The sequence below is a fragment of the Cupriavidus sp. SS-3 genome (genome assembly GCF_035818815.1).
GTDB lineage: Bacteria > Pseudomonadota > Gammaproteobacteria > Burkholderiales > Burkholderiaceae > Cupriavidus > Cupriavidus taiwanensis_C.
In genome coordinates this window covers 256,269-273,012 of sequence record NZ_JAYLVT010000002.1, presented here as the reverse complement: position 1 = coordinate 273,012, position 16,744 = coordinate 256,269, and the positions used below count along the sequence as shown (strand labels likewise).

Below are 16,744 nucleotides of genomic sequence, written 5' to 3'. Positions count from 1 at the left end.
GGAGCAGACCGGATTGTAGGAACGGTGTTATATCCCGTCAAGAATAACAATTCGATAATTCACTACTTTCAGTTATTTGTAACAAGGCGGTTTTGGTCGACCCGGCATCACTCCGATGCCCGCAAACGCAGGCGTAGCCTTGGCTCGCCACGTTACGGCCCGCCCCGGGGCGGGCAAAAAACTTACAATTTCCGCGGCACCGGCTGGACGATTTTTTTGCCGCCGCCCCGAGGAATGTGTATCGTCACCGACCTGACCGCCGCCTCCCTGGATCCGGTGCGGGATGCCGCACCACAACAGAATTCACCATGCAATACAAAGACTTGCGCGATTTCATCGGCCAGCTCGAAGGGCTCGGCGAGCTGCGGCGCATCGCCCGCCCGGTATCGCCCGCCCTGGAAATGACCGAAATCTGCGACCGCCTGCTGCGCGCCGGCGGTCCCGCGGTCGTCTTCGAGCAACCTGCGGGCGCTCCCCATGGCGACATCTATAGCGTGCCGGTGCTGGCCAATCTGTTCGGCACGACACGCAGAGTCGCATTTGGCATGGGCGCCGAATCGATGGAAGACCTGCGCGACATCGGCCGGGTGCTGTCGGCGCTGAAGGAACCCGAGCCGCCGCGCGGGCTGCGCGAGGCCGGCAAGCTGTTCACGCTGGCCAAGTCGGTGTGGGACATGGCGCCCAAGCGCGTCAGCGGCCCGGCCTGCCAGGAGGTGGTCTGGGAAGGCAACGATGTCGACCTGGCGCGCCTGCCGATCCAGACCTGCTGGCCCGGCGACGCCGCCCCGCTGATCACCTGGGGCCTGGTGGTGACCAAGGGCCCGCACAAGAAGCGCCAGAACCTGGGCATCTACCGCCAGCAGGTGATCGGCCGCAACCAGGTCATCATGCGCTGGCTGGCGCACCGCGGCGGCGCGCTCGACTTCCGCGAGCATGCGCTGGCCAACCCCGGCAAGCCGTTCCCGATCGCGGTGGCGCTGGGTGCCGACCCGGCCACCATCCTGGGCGCGGTGACACCGGTGCCGGATACGCTGTCCGAATACCAGTTCGCCGGGCTGCTGCGCGGCAGCCGCACCGCGCTGGCGGGCTGCCTGACCCCGACGCTGTCCGAACTGAGCGTGCCGGCCTCGGCCGAGATTGTGCTGGAAGGCCATATCCAGCCCGATCCCAATCACCCGTCCGGCTACCAGCACGCGCTCGAGGGCCCGTTCGGCGACCACACCGGCTATTACAACGAGCAGGACTGGTTCCCGGTCTTCACCATCGACCGCATCACCATGCGGCGCGACCCGATCTACCACTCCACCTACACCGGCAAGCCGCCCGACGAGCCGGCCGTGCTGGGCGTGGCGCTGAACGAGGTTTTCGTGCCGCTGCTGCAGAAGCAGTTTCCGGAAATCACGGACTTCTACCTGCCGCCCGAAGGCTGCAGCTACCGCATGGCGCTGGTGCGCATGAAGAAGCAGTACGCCGGCCATGCCAAGCGCGTGATGTTCGGCGTGTGGAGCTTCCTGCGGCAGTTCATGTATACGAAGTTCATCGTGGTGGTCGACGACGATGTCGACGTGCGCGACTGGAAGGAGGTGATCTGGGCCATCACCACCCGCGTCGATCCCAGCCGCGACACGGTGCTGGTCGACAACACCCCGATCGACTACCTCGACTTCGCCTCGCCGGTGTCGGGCCTGGGCTCCAAGATGGGGATCGATGCCACCGACAAGTGGCCAGGCGAGACCACGCGCGAATGGGGCACCCCGATCGCCATGGATGCCGCGGTCAAGGCGAAGGTCGACACCCTGTGGGAAACGCTGTTCGAGCGTCCCGCCGGCCGATGATGGCAGCGGGCACGCGCCTGCGCCCAACCGCCGTTATCATGTCACGCTGATGCAGGGCGCCCGCGACAGGCGCCCGCAACCTACCCTCGCACCATCCGATGCCCGCAACAGACGGGCCCAAGGAGGAGACATGACCACCGCCGCCCCGCTCGCCGAAGGCAACCTGATGTGGACGCCGTCCGAGGCGTTCCGCGACCGCAGCCAGATTGCGCAGTTCATGCGCTGGCTGCGCACCGAACGCAGCCTGGCCTTCGACGACTACGACAGCCTGTGGCAATGGTCCGTCACCGAGCTCGAAGCCTTCTGGGATGCCGTGCGCGCGTACTTCGACGTGCGCTTCGACACCCCGGCCAGGCAAGTGCTGGACCGGCGCACCATGCCGGGCGCGCGCTGGTTCGAAGGGGCCACGCTGAACTACGTGCAGCAGGTGTTCCGCCACGCCGGCAGCGGCAGCGCCCGCCAGCGCACCGCGATCCGCCATGCCGGCGAGGCACAGCCGCTGGCCGATATCAGCTGGCACGCGCTCGAGGCGCAGGTCGCCTCGCTCGCGCATGCGCTGCGCCGGATGGGCGTGCAGCGCGGCGACCGCGTTGCCGGCTACCTGCCCAATATCCCTGCCACCGTGGTCGCCTTCCTGGCCACCGCCAGCCTGGGCGCGGTCTGGTCCGGCTGCGCGCCGGACATGGGCCAGGTGGCGGTGGTCGACCGCTTCCGCCAGATCGAGCCCAAGGTCCTGATCGCCGTCGACGGCTACCGCTACGGCGGCAAGACCTACGACCGCGCGCCTGTGCTGGCCGAACTGGTCGCCGCCCTGCCCTCGCTGACCGACCTGGTGCTGGTGCCGCAAACCGGCAGCGGCGCCGCGACGCCCGCCGGCGTGCGCGTCCATGCCTGGCACGACGTGCTGGCGCATGACGTGCCGCTGGCGATCGAACCCGTGCCGTTCGACCATCCGCTGTGGATCGTCTATTCGTCCGGCACCACCGGCATGCCCAAGCCGATCGTGCACGGCCATGGCGGCATCGTCATCGAGCAGCTCAAGCTGATGGCGTTCCACAACAACCTGGGCCCGGACGACGTGTTCCACTGGTACAGCAGCAGTGGCTGGATCATGTGGAACGCGCAGGTGGCGGGGCTGCTGCTGGGCACCACCATCGCGCTCTACGACGGCAACCCGGCCTGGCCCGACGCGGGCGTGCTGTGGCGTTTTGTCGACGATGCCGGCGTAACCCTGTTTGGCGCCGGCGCGGCGTTCTTCACCAACTGCATGAAGGCCGGCATCGAGCCCGCGCGCATCGCCGACGTGTCGCGCCTGCGCGGGCTGGGCTCGACCGGCTCGCCGCTGCCGGTCGAGGCCTACGACTGGATCTACCGCCATGTGCGCGAAGACATCTGGCTGGTGCCGATGTCGGGCGGCACGGACTTCGCGGGCTCGTTCGTCGCCGGCTGCCCGCTGCTGCCGGTCTATTCCGGCGAGATGCAATGCCGCTGCCTGGGCGCGAAGGTGGAAGCCTTCGACGATCACGGCCAGCCGCTGGTCGACGCGGTTGGCGAACTGGTCTGCACCGAGCCGATGCCGTCGATGCCGCTCTACCTGTGGGGCGACACCGATGGCAAGCGCTATCGCGACAGCTATTTCGACACCTACCCCGGCGTCTGGCGGCATGGCGACTGGATCAAGATCACAACACGCGGCGGCGCGGTGATCTACGGGCGGTCGGACGCCACCATCAACCGCCACGGCATCCGCATGGGCACCAGCGAGTTGTATCGCGTGGTCGAAGACCTGCCCGAGGTGATGGACAGCATGGTGGTCGACCTCGAATACCTCGGCCGCGAATCGTATATGCCGCTGTTCGTGGTGCTGCGCGAAGGCATGGTGCTGGACGACGCCTTGCGCGACACCCTGCGCGCGCGCATCCGCAACGCGCTGTCGTCGCGCCATGTGCCCAACGAGATCGTGCAGGCGCCCGGCGTGCCGCGCACGCTGTCGGGCAAGAAGATGGAGGTGCCGATCAAGAAGCTGCTGCTGGGCCATGCGCCGCAGGGCATCGCCAACCGCGACGCCATGGCCAACCCCGGCACGCTCGACTGGTACTTCGACTACGCCGCGCGCTTCCTCAAGGCCCGCCAGGCCGAGCCGGCCGCGAACTGAGCGCCATGCCCTGATCTCTCCCCCCATGCACAACCTGCCAACCGAAGACTTCCAGGGCCAGCCGCTGGTGCGCATCGGCCAGGCCGACACCTACCTGCTGCTGGCGCCGCAATTCGGGGCTCGGCTGGTCCGCTGGGTGCACCGCGGCCAGGACCTGCTGTACTGGCCCGACGCCGCCGACTGGAGCCGGCCGGCCAAGATCCGCGGCGGCAACCCGCTGCTGTTCCCGTTCATCGGCCGGCATTTTGTCGACGGAACCCCGGGGCAATGGCGTGACGGACAAGGGACGGTCCATACCTTGTCGCAACACGGCTTTGCGCGCGACCTGCCCTTCGACGTCAGCGCCATCGACCCGCTGGCTGCCATCACGATGACGCTGCGCGACAGCGAGGCGACGCGCGCCGGCTATCCGTTTGCCTTCGTGTTCGATGTGGTCTACACCTTGCTGCCCGACGGCCTGGAGGTGGCGCTGCGCACCACCAACACCGGCACGCAGCGCCTGCCCTGTTATCCCGGCCACCACTTCTATTTCGCCCTGTCCCACACGCAGCGCGCGGCGGCGTCGCTGGCGCTGCCCGACACGGAGCGCAAGCGTCAGTTGCCGGATGGCAGCCCGGGGTCAGCCGAGTCTGGCGAGCCGACCTACCAGCTGGACGATCCCCGGCTGCAGGACACGTTCCACGTCTTCCGCGGCAGCCCTTCGGCGCAACTGGCCATGCCCGGCCGCAACATCCGGTTCGAACTCGACCTGCAGGGCAGTGCGCCCTGGCACGCGGTGACCACGTGGTCCGAGACCGAGACCTCGGACTTCTATTGCGTGGAACCGTGGGTGGGCCTGCCGGATGCCATCCACCACGGCCAGGGATTGCGCTGGATCGAGCCAGGGCAATCGGAAAGCGCGGTGTGCCGGCTGCGTGTGACTGGCTGATTCCTGCCAGCCGCTCAGTGTTCGAAATCCAGCCCGCCGATCAGGATCCGCGGGTCGGCCTGCGACAGCGAGCGGAAATCGATGCCGCGCGGTTCCTGCCACGCCCGCAGCTTGGACGGCAGCGCTGCCAGGTAGCCGGCAAAGCGCGCCTCGCCGCCCGCGGCGAACAGCCGCTGCACCTCCAGCCCGTCCCACGCCAGCGTGATATCGAGCGCATACGGATGGCGCCGCAGCTCCGGCGGGCCTTCTGCCGTCATGCGCAGGCGCGGCGGCATCCCGGCACCATCGGCAGGCAGCGGCTGGAGTTGCAAGCGCCGGTGCTGCTGGCCGATCGCATCGGCGATGCGCGGCAGGCATTCGGCTTCGAAGCGGGCGAAGAAGTCGGTGGTCAAGGTGGGGGGTATCCTGACATTGCGGGAGGGCGCCGGCGCTTGGGGCCCTGTGCGCCGGCGTGCCAGCCACTATACGCCGCGCGTCGCCGGCCGCGGCAAGTCAGTCCAAACACGGCCTATCATTGGCAGCTATGCAGCCCTATCGGAATCTCAGCGGCAAATCGGGTGTGGTCGCCTACGAACTCGGTCCTGAGCACATCCCGCTTCGACAACGGCCACGTCTACACCTATGACTACCGCAGGCCCGGCCGCCGTCATGTCGAACAGATGAAGCGCCTCGCCACGGCGGGACGCGGCCTGTGCAGCTATATCAGCCAGGAGGTCGGCAAGGACTTCGCGTACAAGGCCTGAGACGCCGAATGCGCCCCATCGGCCACTCGCTTGCATCCCCCCGGGATCCCGCATAGAATCGCGGGTTCGCGGGCGTCGTATAATGGCTATTACCTTAGCTTCCCAAGCTAAAGACGTGGGTTCGATTCCCATCGCCCGCTCCACTTCCAGTCGAGACAAGCCGCCTTTGCCACCGTTACGGTGATCCGCCCGGCGGCTTTTTTGTTGCCATGCTTCCCCAAGACCCCAGCACCGGGCCGGCCGACGACGCCGTGCCAGCGTCCGCCCCCTCTCCTGCCGATCCTGAAGGCGTTGCGCATCCGCGCCGCATCCGTTCGTTCGTGCGCCGCGCGGGCCGGACTTCGACCGGGCAGCAGCGCGCCATCGACGAGGTCGGGCCGCGCATGCTGGTGCCGTACGCGCCGCAGCCGCTGGACTGGGAGGCGACCTTTGGCCGCCAGGCGCCGTCGATCCTGGAAATCGGCTTCGGCATGGGCGAGACCACGGCGCATATCGCCGGCCTGCGGCCGCAGGACAATTTCCTGGGCTGCGAGGTGCATGAGCCGGGCGTGGGCGCGCTGCTCAAGCTGATCGACGAGCGCGGCCTGTCCAATGTGCGGATCCTGCAGCATGACGCGGTGGAAGTGATCGCGCATATGCTGACCGACGACTGCCTCGACGGCGTGCACATCTATTTCCCGGACCCGTGGCACAAGAAGCGCCACAACAAGCGCCGGCTGGTGCAGCCGCCGCTGGTGAAGGTGCTGGCCGCGCGCCTGAAGCCGGGCGGCTATATCCACTGCGCGACCGACTGGGAAGAGTACGCGCACCAGATGGTGGAAGTGCTGTCGGCCGAGCCGCTGCTGGAGAACACCGCGGCGGCGCCGGACGGTTTTGCCGAGCGGCCGGACTACCGGCCCGTGACCAAGTTCGAGCGGCGCGGTGTGCGGCTCGGGCATGGCGTGTGGGACGTGGTGTTCCGCAAGCGCGCCTGAGCGCAGCAAACGCGCAAACAAAAAAGCGTGGCATTTGCCACGCTTTTTTTGTTGCCCGCGGTACGGCGAGGTCAGGCGTGCCAGGACACCAGCCCGGTGTAAGCGGTCAGCAGCACCACGATGCCGAAGGCGATGCGGTACCACGCGAACGGCTTGAAGTCGTGCGTGGCGACGAAGCGCAGCAGCCAGCGCACGCACAGGAAGGCGGACAGGAAGGCAAAGACGAAGCCGACCGCGAAGATGCCGAGGTCGTCGCCGTTCAGCAGCGCGCGCGCCTTGTACAGTTCGTAGACGGTGGCGCCGAAGATCACCGGGATCGCCAGGAAGAACGAGAATTCAGTGGCGACCTGCCGCGACAGCCCGAACAGCATGCCGCCGATGATGGTGGCGCCCGAGCGCGAGGTGCCCGGCACCAGCGCGAAGCACTGCGCCAGCCCCACCTTGAGCGCGTCGCGCCAGTTCAGGTCGTCGACCGACTCGATGCGCGGCGCGCCGGCCTTGGCGGCTTCCAGCAATGCATTGCCCTGCGGATGCGAGACCGTGCCGCGGCGCGCATCGCGCCATTCGGCCAGCAGGATCACCACGCCGCCGACGATAAAGGCCAGCGCCACCGAGATCGGGTTGAACAGGTGGGCCTTGATCCATTTGCCGAAGATAAACGCCAGCACGATCGCCGGCACCGAGGCGATCACCACGTTGGCGGCAAAGCGCTGCGACAGCGGGTCGTCGCGCAGGCCGCGCACCACCTTGCCGATGCGCGCGCGGAACTCCCAGCACACCGCCAGGATGGCGCCGAACTGGATCACGATCTCGAAGATCTTGCCCTTTTCGTCGTTGAAGTCGAGCAGCTGGCCGGCCAGGATCAGGTGGCCCGTGCTCGAAATGGGAAGAAACTCGGTCAGGCCTTCGACGATGCCGAGGATCACGGCCTTCAGCGCTAGTGCGATTTCCATGCGGAACGAAAGAGACGTAGGCGCGGGCGTTGTCCGGCCTGGTGCCGGACCGCCTGCATTGTTGTTCGATGCGCCCGGTCAGGGGCGGTTGATCTTGACGTTGATGCCGTCGGGCAAAACGGTGATTGTACCGGGCTCGACGTGCGTGCCGGCAATGCGCAGCTGGTCTTCGCGGAAGGTATAGAGCGGATAGCCCTGCAGCAGCTGCTCGGCCAGGATGCCGCCCAGCGCATTGAGCTGGCGCGAGAACTGCGCGGGCATGCCCTGCACGTCGAAGCGCTTCACCTCCGGATCCTGCAGCACCACCGAGCGGGTGGGCTCGTCATAGCGCAGCCCGCTGTCCAGCGCGAAGCGGCCGCTCAGGGCCTGGCTGAAGAACAGCTTGTTGTCGATGGTCGCGTCGAACTGCACGTTGACGCGGTTGCGCACGGAATCCAGCGTCAGCTGCGGGTTGGTCAGCTGGATGTCGAACAGCTCCATGTAGCGCTTGTTGAACGGGAACTTGCGTTCCAGCGCCGCCTGCAGCTGGCTTTGCGAAAAGGTGTATTCGCTGCGGAAGGCGCCGCAGGCGGCCAGCCCCACGGCCAGCGTGGCCGCGGCGGCGGCGGCGAACCAGCGCCGTCGGGAAGTCCGGATCATATTGCCTCCGATTGCGGAACATCAGGAATGAATGCCAGGCGGCATGCCACCGGACGGCTCAGGCGTGCGCTTGCGGCGCGGTCAGGATCTCGAGCCGGGTCAGCCAGTGCAGCGCCGCTTCGCGCGAATCGCCGCACATCTCGGCCGACGGCTTCAGGCCACCGCAGAACGCGGGCCGGTCCGGGCTGCCGAACACCGCGCAGCGCATGTCCGGCAGCAACTGCGCGCACGGCACGCCCGCCGGCTTGCCGCCCGGCATGCCCGGCAGCGGCGAGGCGATCGACGGCGCGATACAGCACGCGCCGCAGCCCGCGCGACAGGAAAGGTCTGACCGGCAACTCATGACGATGGTTCGGGATCGGCGGCCGTTGAGGCTGCCAGCACAAAGGCGACATTGTGCCCGAAGGACCGCGGGTCTCCTGTAAGAAAAGGAAAACGCCGTAAGCGGGCGCAGGTGACAAGCAACCGTGCATTTAGGATCACATGACGGGACGGGTTGCGGCCCCGAGCATAGTGCATGGCCTGCTTGACCCTCTGGGGGGCCTCATCTACATTACTGACCCACAAGTTATTAACTTTTCGACGCGCCCCCTCGTGCCCCGAAGTCTTCGCAAGCCCGCCGTGACCAAGCCACCCGCCGATCCGCACAAGGACACCGACAGCCCGCGCTGGAGCCGGCGCAAGGCGGCGCGGCCGCAGGAACTGGTGGCGGCCGCGCTGGACCTGTTCGTCGAGCGCGGTTATGCCGCCACGCGGCTGGAAGACGTGGCCGCCGCGGCCGGCGTTTCCAAGGGCACGGTGTATCTGTACTTCGCCAACAAGGAAGAACTGTTCAAGTCGGTGGTGCGCGAGAACCTGGTGCCGGCACTGGCGCGCGGCGCCGACCTGGTCGATGCCTACCAGGGCAGCACGCCCGAGTTGCTGCGCGAACTGCTGCGCGGCTGGTGGGGCCTGATCGGCGCCACGCCGGTGGCGGGGCTGACCAAGCTGATCATGGCGGAGTCGGCCAATTTCCCGGACATCGCGCGCTTCTATAACCAGGAAGTGATGGTGCCGGGCGACGAGCTGTTCGCCAAGGTGCTGGCACGCGGCGTGGCGCGCGGCGAGTTCCGCGCGCTGCCGGCCAACCCCACCACCACGCTGATCTGCGCGCCGCTGGTATTCCTGATGATGTGGCAGCGCGCGCTGCGCGCCACCGCCGAGAAAGACATCGATCCCGAGGCCTTCCTCGATGGCCTGCTCGATACGCTGCTGTTCGGGCTGACCGCCGGCGAAGCCCGTGACCGCCCGCTGCCGCCGCAGCACGGCCCCTATATCTGGGAAGTGATCCGCGACGACATGCTGGCGCAACGCGCCGGCGCGCTGGCCGCCGACGCCACGCCCGCCGCTTCCGCGCCGCTACCCGGCACCTCCACATGAAACGAAAGCCCCTGCTGATCACTGCCGCCTGCCTGGCGCTGGCGCTGAGCGCCACCGTGGCCGTGCGCAAGGCCGGCAGCGCGCGGCAGCCGCAAGTCGCGGCGCCGGCCGCCAATATCGTCGAGTTCCTGCAGACCGACCTGGTACGCGTGGCGCGCCAGGACCTGCAGCTGTCGCTGCCGCTGTCGGGCAGCCTGCGCGCGCTGAACCAGGCCTCGGTCAAGGCCAAGGTCTCCGGCGAAGTGAAGCAGGTGCTGGTGCGCGAAGGCGAGCCGGTGCGCGCCGGCCAGGTCATCGTGCGCATCGACGCGACCGAATACGAAGCCCGGGTCGCGCAGGCGCGCGGCCAGATGCTGGCCGCGCGTGGCCAGTTCGAGAACTCGCGCCAGACCTGGGAGCGCAACCGCGAGCTGGTCGACAAGGGCTTTATCTCGCAGACCGCCTTCGACAAGTACCAGTCCGACCTGGCGGTGGCGCGCGCCAACCTCGACGCCGCCCAGGGCGGACTGGCGGTGGCGCAGAAGGCGCTGGCCGACACCGTGGTCAAGGCGCCGCTCGACGGCATGGTGGCCGCGCGCGCGGTGCAGCCGGGCGAGAAGGTGTCGCCGGATACGCGCCTGGTCGATGTGGTCGACCTGCGCGTGCTGGAGCTGGAAGCACCGGTACCGATGGCCGACGTGGCGCGCGCCGCGGTGGGCCAGCCGGTGGCGCTGGAAGTGGAAGGCGCCGGCCGCTTTGCCGGCAAGCTGGTACGCATCAACCCGGCCGTCAGCGAGGGCACGCGCAGCATCATGGTCTATGTCCGCGTCGACAACGCCGACCAGGTGCTGCGCGCGGGCATGTTCGCGCGCGGCGCGCTGGTGCTGGGCCAGCGCGCCGCCGTGGTGGCGGTGCCGGTGTCGGCGGTGCGCACCGAGGGCGAACGCGCCTTCGTCTATGCCATCGACCGCGACACGCTGGCCGAACGCCCGGTGCAACTCGGCCTGCGCGACGAAGCCAACGGCATGGTGGAAATCGTCGCCGGCCTCGACGCCGGCGCCGAAATCGTGCGCAACAACCTGGGCACGCTGCGCGGCGGCAGCCAGGTCAGGCGCGTCAAGGCCTGACGGTACAGAGGACGCGCGCCATGTGGTTCACCCGCCTGTCGATCCGCAATCCGGTGCTCGCCACCATGATGATGATGGCGTTCATCGTGGTGGGGCTGTTCTCCTACCAGCGGCTGCCGGTCGACCAGTTTCCCGACATCACCTTCCCGGTGGTGGTGGTGCAGACGGAATATCCGGGCGCGGCGCCCGAGTCGGTGGAATCCGACGTCACGCGCAAGGTCGAGGAGATCGTCAATACCATCTCCGGCATCGACGAGATCTTTTCGCATTCCTACCAGGGCACTTCGGTCGTCGTCATCAAGTTCGACCTGAGCGTCGATGTCGGACAGGCCGCACAGGACGTGCGCGACAAGATCGCGCTGATCCGGCCGCAGTTCCGCGACGAGGTCAAGGAACCGCGCGTGCTGCGCTACGATCCGTCCGACGCGCCGATCTTCTACCTGTCCGTCTCCAACGCGCCGGGCGCCAGCCGCAGCCAGCGCGAGCTGACCACCATCGCCGACCAGATCGTGCGCAAGCGGCTGGAAACCGTGCGCGGCGTGGGCGCGATCAATCTTGTCGGCGGCACCAAGCGCGAGGTCGAGATCCGCATCCGTCCCGCGCAGCTGGAAGCGCTGGGCATCGGCGTCGACCAGGTGATGAACGCAATCCGCAACGAGAACCAGGAGTTGCCCGCGGGCGAACTGCGTTCCTCGGCGACCGAGACCGTGGTGCAGATCAAGGGCCGCGTGCCCACGCCGGATGCGTTTCGCCAGATCATCGTGGCACGCCGCGCCGGCCAGCCGGTCACGCTGGGCGAGATCGCCGACGTGCGCGACGGCGAGGAAGAGCAGGAAAGCCTGGCGCTGCTCGACGGCAAGCGCGCCCTCTTCCTGTCGGTGGTGAAGGCGCAGGGCCAGAACACCGTCGATACCGTCGACGGCCTGGTACGCATGACCGACGAGGTGCGCAAGCTGGTGCCCGCCGGCGTGCAGCTCAACGTGGTCAACGACACCGCGCGCGGCATCCGCAGCAGCGTGAAGGAGGTGCGTTCGACGCTGCTGGAAGGCGCCTTCCTGACCGTGGCGATCGTGTTCCTGTTCCTCGGCTCGTGGCGCAGCACGGTGATTACCGGGCTGACGCTGCCGATCGCGCTGATCGGCACCTTCGGCGTGATGTATCTGTGCGGCTTCACGCTCAACGTGATCACGCTGATGGCGCTGTCGCTGTGCGTGGGCCTGCTGATCGACGATGCCATCGTGGTCCGCGATAACATCGTGCGTCACAACCTGATGGGCAAGGACCACCGCACGGCGGCGCTGGATGGCACCAACGAGATCGGGCTGGCGGTGCTGGCCACCACCTTCTCGATCGTCGCGGTGTTCCTGCCGGTGGGCTTCATGGGCGGCATCATCGGGCGCTTCTTCCACCAGTTCGGCATCACCGTGGTGGCGGCCGTGCTGATCTCGATGTTCGTCTCGTTCACGCTGGACCCGATGCTGTCCTCGGTCTGGCATGATCCCGACCTGCACGGCACCGGCAACAAGCGCAGCTGGTACGGACGCACCGTGGGGCGGCTGCTGGACTGGTTCTCGGCCAGGATGGACCGGCTTGGCGACGGCTATGCCGGCATGCTGGGCTGGGCGCTGAAGCACCGCCTGGCCACCGCCATCATCGCCGCCGCCACCTTCTTCGGCAGCTTCGCGCTGGTGCCGCTGATCGGCACGGAGTTCGTGCCCAATGCCGACCTGGGCGAGACCCAGGTCGGCTTCACCACGCCGGTCGGCACCTCGCTCGACGTCACCGAAGCCAAGGTGCGGCAGGTGGAAGCCGCGCTGAAGGCCTTCCCCGAAGTGGCCTACACCTACGCCACCATCAACTCGGGCAACGCGTCGGGGCGCAACAACGCGCTGGTGTCGGTGCGCCTGACCGAGCGGCGCGCGCGCACCCTGACCACCGCGCAGCTCAACCCGTTGATCCGCGAGCGGCTGGCCGGCATTGCCGGCATCACGCTGACCCTGGTCGGCATGCCCGACGGCGCCGGCGGGCAAAAGGCGATCCAGGTGTCGATCCAGGGCGACGACCTGGAAGAGCTGCGGCGCCTGTCGCGCGAAGCCGGCGCACGCATGGCGGCGATCCCGGGCCTGACCGACCTGGATTCGAGCATGAAGGACGACCGCCCCACCATCGAGGTCCGTATCCGGCGCGAGCTGGCCTCGGACCTGGGGGTGGGCGTGGCACAGATCGGCAATGCGCTGCGTCCGCTGCTGGCCGGCGATGCCATCAGCTCCTGGCGCGCGCCGGACGACGAGAACTATGACGTGCGCGTGCGCCTGCCGAAGGACGCGCGCACCGGCATGGCCGACCTCAGCGCGCTGATGATCGCCAGCAGCCACGCCAACGCCGACGGCTCGCCGAAGATGGTGCCGCTGCGCCAGATCGCCGAGCTGGTGCCCACCACCGGCGCCAACCAGATCAGCCGGCGCGACCTGAACCGCGAGGTCGAGCTGACCGCCAACGTGGCCGGCCGCTCGGCCGGCGAGGTGGCGCGCGACATCAAGGCCGCGCTGGACGGCGTCAACTGGCCGGCCGGCTACAAGTACCGCTTCGGCGGCTCGACCAAGTCGATGAACGAGTCGTTCGGCTACGCGGTGTCGGCGCTGGCGCTGGCGGTGATCTTCATCTACATGATCCTGGCCTCGCAGTTCGCCAGCTTCTTCCAGCCGATCGCCATCATGACCTCGCTGCCGCTGACGCTGGCCGGCGTGTTCGCGGCGCTGCTGCTGTTCGGCTCGACCCTGAACATGTTCTCGATCATCGGGTTCATCATGCTGATGGGGCTGGTAACCAAGAATGCGATCCTGCTGGTGGACTTTGCCAACCAGGCGCGCCAGGGCCATGTTGACGGCGCCTGCGGTCGCGAGCCGCTGTCGCGGGAGGCCGCGCTGGTGGAAGCCGCGCGCGTGCGGCTGCGCCCGATCCTGATGACGACGCTGGCGATGATCTTCGGCATGGTGCCGCTGGCCTTCAGCCTGGGCGAAGGCGCCGAGCAGCGCGCGCCGATGGGGCAGACCGTGATCGGCGGGATCATCACTTCGTCCATCCTGACGCTGGTGGTGGTCCCGGTGATCTATACGTATCTTGATGATTTCGGCGCGTGGCTGCGCCGGCTGTGGCAAGGCAAGGCGCGTAATGCGTCAGCGGCGCCAGCCGAGCCGGCAGCGCCCGCGCAGGCCGGGACCGGCCGGCCTTCGGCAGCGGAACGCCCGGCCCCGGTGGAGGCCAGCGCGGAATGAGCCCGCAGGCGCCCGCAAGGTTAAAATAACGGGTTTGATAAGACTGTCCGGCCGTGGCACCGCGCGGCCGGCGCACAGACCGACAGCGGTTGGCATTGGTAAGGAATGGCAAGATGGATCTCGAAAAAGCCCGATTCAATATGATCGAACAGCAAATCCGCCCGTGGGACGTGCTGGACCAGGAAATCCTGGACCTGCTGGCGGTGGTCAAGCGGGAGCAGTTCGTCCCGTCCGCGTACGCCTCGCTGGCGTTCGTCGACATGGAGATTCCGCTGCCCGCCGGGCAGAACATGCTGGCGCCGCGCGTCGAAGCCCGCATCCTGCAGGACCTGGCCGTGCGCAAGCATGAGACCGTGCTGGAAATCGGCGCCGGTTCCGGCTACATGGCCGCGCTGCTGGCCAACCGTGCCCGCCACGTACTGACGGTCGACATCGTGCCCGAGTTGGTCGAACTGGCCCGCACCAACCTGGCCAACGCCGGCGTGACCAACGTCGAGGTCGCCGAAGGCAATGCCGCCGACGGCTGGGCCGCCGCCGCGCCCTACGACGTGATCTGCATTTCCGGCTCGCTGCCGGCGATCCCGCCGTCGATCCTGGCGCAGGTGAAGGTGGGCGGGCGCATCGCCGCGTTCGTCGGCGAACTGCCGGTGATGGAAGCGCGCCTGGTCACGCGCGTATCCGAGACCGAGTACCAGGTCGTCAACCTGTTCGAGACCGCGGTCAAGCCCCTGCAGGGCGCGGCCCGGCCGTCGCAATTCCAGTTCTGAGGACGTACCGCCATGCAGGTCATCCAAGCGACCGAACTTGCCCAGTGGCTGGCCGACGCCAGGCGCGCCAAGCCGGTCCTGCTCGACGTGCGTGAAGGCTGGGAGGTGCAGACCTGCGCCCTCCCCGGCATCACCCACATCCCGATGCGCGACATCCCGGCGCGCGCAGCCGAACTCGACGAAGACGCCGACATCGTCTGCATCTGCCATCACGGCGCACGCAGCATGCAGGTGGCGGCCTACCTCGAGCGCCAGGGCTTCGGCAAGGTCTACAACCTGACCGGCGGCGTCGACGCCTGGGCCAGCCAGGTCGACCCCGCCATGCCGAAGTACTGACGCGGCAGCCAGCAGCAACACGAAGAAGAAACGACTGTCGGCCGCGGCACCCGCCGCGCCCACCTGGAGGTGTCATGACGTTTGCGCCCAACGCCCAGCCCGGAGCGATCCGGACGCGCCTGGCGATCGCGGTTTCCCTGCTGGGCCCGCTGCTGGCCCCGCTGCTGGCCCTGATGCCCGCGGCGCCGGCCAGCGCGGCCGACCTGCTGCAGGTCTACCGCGATGCGCAAGCCAATGACGCCCAGTTCGCCAGCGCGCGCGCCCAGCTGCTGGCCACGCGCGAGAAGCTGCCCCAGGGCCGCGCCGGCCTGCTGCCGCAAGTGGTGGGTACCGCGGGCGCCAACCGCACCAAGCTGGACCAGACCGCGTCGCTGCCGATCGGCGGCGCACCCAGCGCCTCCGGCACGCGCTTCTTCAACAACAACAACTGGCAGCTGCAGCTGAGCCAGCCGCTGTTCCGCTGGGACCGCTGGGAAACCTACAAGCAGGGCGAGCTGGCCGCGCAGGCGGGCGAAGTCACCTTCCACCAGGCCGAGCTCGACCTGATCACGCGCAGTGCGCAGGCCTACTTCGACGTGCTGGCCGCGCAGGACAACCTCTACCTGGCGCGCGCGCAGAAGAAGGCCATCTCGGAGCAACTGGAACAGGCCAGGCGCAATTTCGAGGTCGGCACCGCCACCATCGTCGACGCCAACGACGCCCAGGCCCGCTTCGACCTGGCGACCTCAACCGAGATCGCCGCGCAGAGCGACCTGGAGATCAAGCGCGCCACGCTGCAGCAGGTCACCGGCAAGCCCGTCGACGAACTGATGGGCCTGCGCGCCGAAGCGCCAATCCCCGGACCCCAGCCGCCCGATGTCAACGCCTGGGCGGCGCAGGCCGAGACCAGCAACCTGCAGGTCAACCTGGCCAGCTACAACCTCGAGACCGCGCAGCGCGAGACCAACAAGGCCAAGGCCGGGCACCTGCCGTCGGTGGACCTGGTGGCCTCGTATGGCTTCAACAACCAGACCGGCAGCGCCACGCAGGCGATCTCGACGCACTACAACGCGTCGCAGATCGGCGTGCAGCTGACCCTGCCGATCTTCGCCGGCGGCCAGATCCAGTCGCGCGTGCGCGAGACCCTGGCGCTGGCCGACAAGGCCGCCAGTGACCTCGAGTTCGCCCGCCGCACCGCCGCCCAGACCGCGCGCCAGACCTACTCCGGCGTCTCCAACGGCCTGGCCCAGGTCAAGGCGCTGGAGGCAGCCGAGCGCTCGGCCACCAGCGCGGTGGAATCCAACCAGCTCGGCTATGAAGTGGGCGTGCGCATCAATATCGACGTGCTCAACGCCGAAGCCCAGCTGTTCTCCACCCGCCGCGACCTGGCCAAGGCGCGCTACGACACCATCATGAACGGCCTGCGGCTGAAGGCTTCCACCGGGGTACTGCAGGAAGAGGACGTGGTGCAGATCAACACCCTGCTGACCTCGTCGCCGGGCGCGCTGTACAAGCTGCCGGTGCCGGCACAGGCGGGCGCGAAGGTGCCGGCAAACCCGCGCGCGTCGTCGGCCGAGCGCGGCGGCACGCGGCGCGAAGCCACGCCCGCGGGCACGCCGCGCTCCTGATCCTCCG

15 protein-coding genes and 1 tRNA gene are annotated in these 16,744 nt (G+C 68.2%); 12 read left to right on the top strand and 4 right to left on the bottom strand.

Going from position 1 to position 16,744, the window contains the following annotated elements:
- The first annotated feature begins 308 nt into the window (after positions 1-308).
- The 3 genes from ubiD (at position 309) to U9J39_RS04585 (ending at position 4,918) form a co-directional block, all read left to right on the top strand.
- On the top strand, positions 309-1,835 hold the full coding sequence (ubiD, locus tag U9J39_RS04595; protein WP_326346620.1) for a 4-hydroxy-3-polyprenylbenzoate decarboxylase: 1,527 nt from the start codon (positions 309-311) through the stop codon (positions 1,833-1,835).
- 130 nt (positions 1,836-1,965) lie between these two features.
- Entirely contained in the window at positions 1,966-3,990 is a 2,025-nt protein-coding gene (locus U9J39_RS04590) for an acetoacetate--CoA ligase (RefSeq protein ID WP_326346619.1), read from the top strand.
- 25 nt (positions 3,991-4,015) lie between these two features.
- Positions 4,016-4,918, top strand: coding sequence for an aldose epimerase family protein (locus U9J39_RS04585; RefSeq protein ID WP_326346618.1), 903 nt, complete (start codon positions 4,016-4,018; stop codon positions 4,916-4,918).
- Positions 4,919-4,932: 14 nt separating this feature from the next.
- Here U9J39_RS04585 and U9J39_RS04580 read toward each other — a convergent pair whose 3' ends face one another.
- Complete coding sequence (locus tag U9J39_RS04580; protein WP_115710464.1) at positions 4,933-5,310, bottom strand: DUF5594 family protein; 378 nt, start codon at positions 5,308-5,310, stop codon at positions 4,933-4,935.
- Positions 5,311-5,475: 165 nt separating this feature from the next.
- Here U9J39_RS04580 and U9J39_RS04575 point away from each other — a divergent pair, with 165 nt between their 5' ends.
- The 3 genes from U9J39_RS04575 to trmB all read left to right on the top strand — a co-directional run bounded on the left by U9J39_RS04575 (position 5,476) and on the right by trmB (position 6,635).
- On the top strand, positions 5,476-5,661 hold the full coding sequence (locus tag U9J39_RS04575; protein ID WP_326346617.1) for a hypothetical protein: 186 nt from the start codon (positions 5,476-5,478) through the stop codon (positions 5,659-5,661).
- Between the two features lie 68 nt (positions 5,662-5,729).
- Positions 5,730-5,804: transfer RNA gene (locus tag U9J39_RS04570), tRNA-Gly, on the top strand.
- Between the two features lie 66 nt (positions 5,805-5,870).
- Positions 5,871-6,635: a tRNA (guanosine(46)-N7)-methyltransferase TrmB gene (trmB, locus tag U9J39_RS04565; protein WP_326346616.1), complete on the top strand. Its 765-nt coding sequence runs from the start codon at positions 5,871-5,873 to the stop codon at positions 6,633-6,635.
- Positions 6,636-6,706: 71 nt separating this feature from the next.
- On the opposite strand, the gene U9J39_RS04560 is transcribed toward trmB, so the two are convergent.
- From U9J39_RS04560 to U9J39_RS04550, 3 genes are all read right to left on the bottom strand, one after another.
- A complete protein-coding gene (locus U9J39_RS04560) occupies positions 6,707-7,588 on the bottom strand; it encodes an undecaprenyl-diphosphate phosphatase (RefSeq protein ID WP_062801473.1) in 882 nt (293 codons plus the stop codon).
- 78 nt (positions 7,589-7,666) lie between these two features.
- Positions 7,667-8,227: a DUF1439 domain-containing protein gene (locus U9J39_RS04555; RefSeq protein WP_326346615.1), complete on the bottom strand. Its 561-nt coding sequence runs from the start codon at positions 8,225-8,227 to the stop codon at positions 7,667-7,669.
- A gap of 58 nt (positions 8,228-8,285) precedes the next feature.
- The gene (locus tag U9J39_RS04550; protein WP_115710475.1) at positions 8,286-8,570 is read right to left on the bottom strand and encodes a YkgJ family cysteine cluster protein; all 285 of its coding nucleotides are present in this window, start codon (positions 8,568-8,570) and stop codon (positions 8,286-8,288) included.
- A gap of 251 nt (positions 8,571-8,821) precedes the next feature.
- Between U9J39_RS04550 and U9J39_RS04545 the strand changes: the two genes are divergently transcribed.
- The 6 genes from U9J39_RS04545 to U9J39_RS04520 all read left to right on the top strand — a co-directional run bounded on the left by U9J39_RS04545 (position 8,822) and on the right by U9J39_RS04520 (position 16,737).
- Positions 8,822-9,646 (top strand): TetR/AcrR family transcriptional regulator, encoded by an 825-nt coding sequence (locus U9J39_RS04545; protein ID WP_326346614.1) that lies wholly within the window; start codon positions 8,822-8,824, stop codon positions 9,644-9,646.
- Positions 9,643-10,752 (top strand): efflux RND transporter periplasmic adaptor subunit, encoded by a 1,110-nt coding sequence (locus U9J39_RS04540; RefSeq protein WP_326346613.1) that lies wholly within the window; start codon positions 9,643-9,645, stop codon positions 10,750-10,752. The genes U9J39_RS04545 and U9J39_RS04540 overlap by 4 nt, the downstream gene beginning before the upstream one ends.
- 20 nt (positions 10,753-10,772) lie before the next feature.
- Positions 10,773-14,027, top strand: coding sequence for an efflux RND transporter permease subunit (locus tag U9J39_RS04535; RefSeq protein WP_326346612.1), 3,255 nt, complete (start codon positions 10,773-10,775; stop codon positions 14,025-14,027).
- Between the two features lie 113 nt (positions 14,028-14,140).
- Positions 14,141-14,794 carry a protein-L-isoaspartate O-methyltransferase family protein gene (locus tag U9J39_RS04530; RefSeq protein WP_111519380.1) on the top strand — a complete coding sequence of 218 codons (654 nt, stop codon included), beginning with the start codon at positions 14,141-14,143 and terminating at the stop codon, positions 14,792-14,794.
- Between the two features lie 12 nt (positions 14,795-14,806).
- Complete coding sequence (locus tag U9J39_RS04525; RefSeq protein WP_326346611.1) at positions 14,807-15,130, top strand: rhodanese-like domain-containing protein; 324 nt, start codon at positions 14,807-14,809, stop codon at positions 15,128-15,130.
- 74 nt (positions 15,131-15,204) lie between these two features.
- Positions 15,205-16,737 (top strand): TolC family outer membrane protein, encoded by a 1,533-nt coding sequence (locus U9J39_RS04520; RefSeq protein ID WP_326346610.1) that lies wholly within the window; start codon positions 15,205-15,207, stop codon positions 16,735-16,737.
- Positions 16,738-16,744 lie beyond the last annotated feature (7 nt).

Coding starts and splice junctions, on each gene's coding strand:
- U9J39_RS04520 (WP_326346610.1), top strand. CDS start 15,205: ATGACGTTTGCGCCCAACGCCCAGCCCGGAGCGATCCGGACGCGCCTG.
- U9J39_RS04590 (WP_326346619.1), top strand. CDS start 1,966: ATGACCACCGCCGCCCCGCTCGCCGAAGGCAACCTGATGTGGACGCCG.
- trmB (WP_326346616.1), top strand. CDS start 5,871: ATGCTTCCCCAAGACCCCAGCACCGGGCCGGCCGACGACGCCGTGCCA.
- ubiD (WP_326346620.1), top strand. CDS start 309: ATGCAATACAAAGACTTGCGCGATTTCATCGGCCAGCTCGAAGGGCTC.
- U9J39_RS04585 (WP_326346618.1), top strand. CDS start 4,016: ATGCACAACCTGCCAACCGAAGACTTCCAGGGCCAGCCGCTGGTGCGC.
- U9J39_RS04550 (WP_115710475.1), bottom strand. CDS start 8,570: ATGAGTTGCCGGTCAGACCTTTCCTGTCGCGCGGGCTGCGGCGCGTGC.
- U9J39_RS04535 (WP_326346612.1), top strand. CDS start 10,773: ATGTGGTTCACCCGCCTGTCGATCCGCAATCCGGTGCTCGCCACCATG.
- U9J39_RS04555 (WP_326346615.1), bottom strand. CDS start 8,227: ATGATCCGGACTTCCCGACGGCGCTGGTTCGCCGCCGCCGCCGCGGCC.
- U9J39_RS04525 (WP_326346611.1), top strand. CDS start 14,807: ATGCAGGTCATCCAAGCGACCGAACTTGCCCAGTGGCTGGCCGACGCC.
- U9J39_RS04530 (WP_111519380.1), top strand. CDS start 14,141: ATGGATCTCGAAAAAGCCCGATTCAATATGATCGAACAGCAAATCCGC.
- U9J39_RS04560 (WP_062801473.1), bottom strand. CDS start 7,588: ATGGAAATCGCACTAGCGCTGAAGGCCGTGATCCTCGGCATCGTCGAA.
- U9J39_RS04540 (WP_326346613.1), top strand. CDS start 9,643: ATGAAACGAAAGCCCCTGCTGATCACTGCCGCCTGCCTGGCGCTGGCG.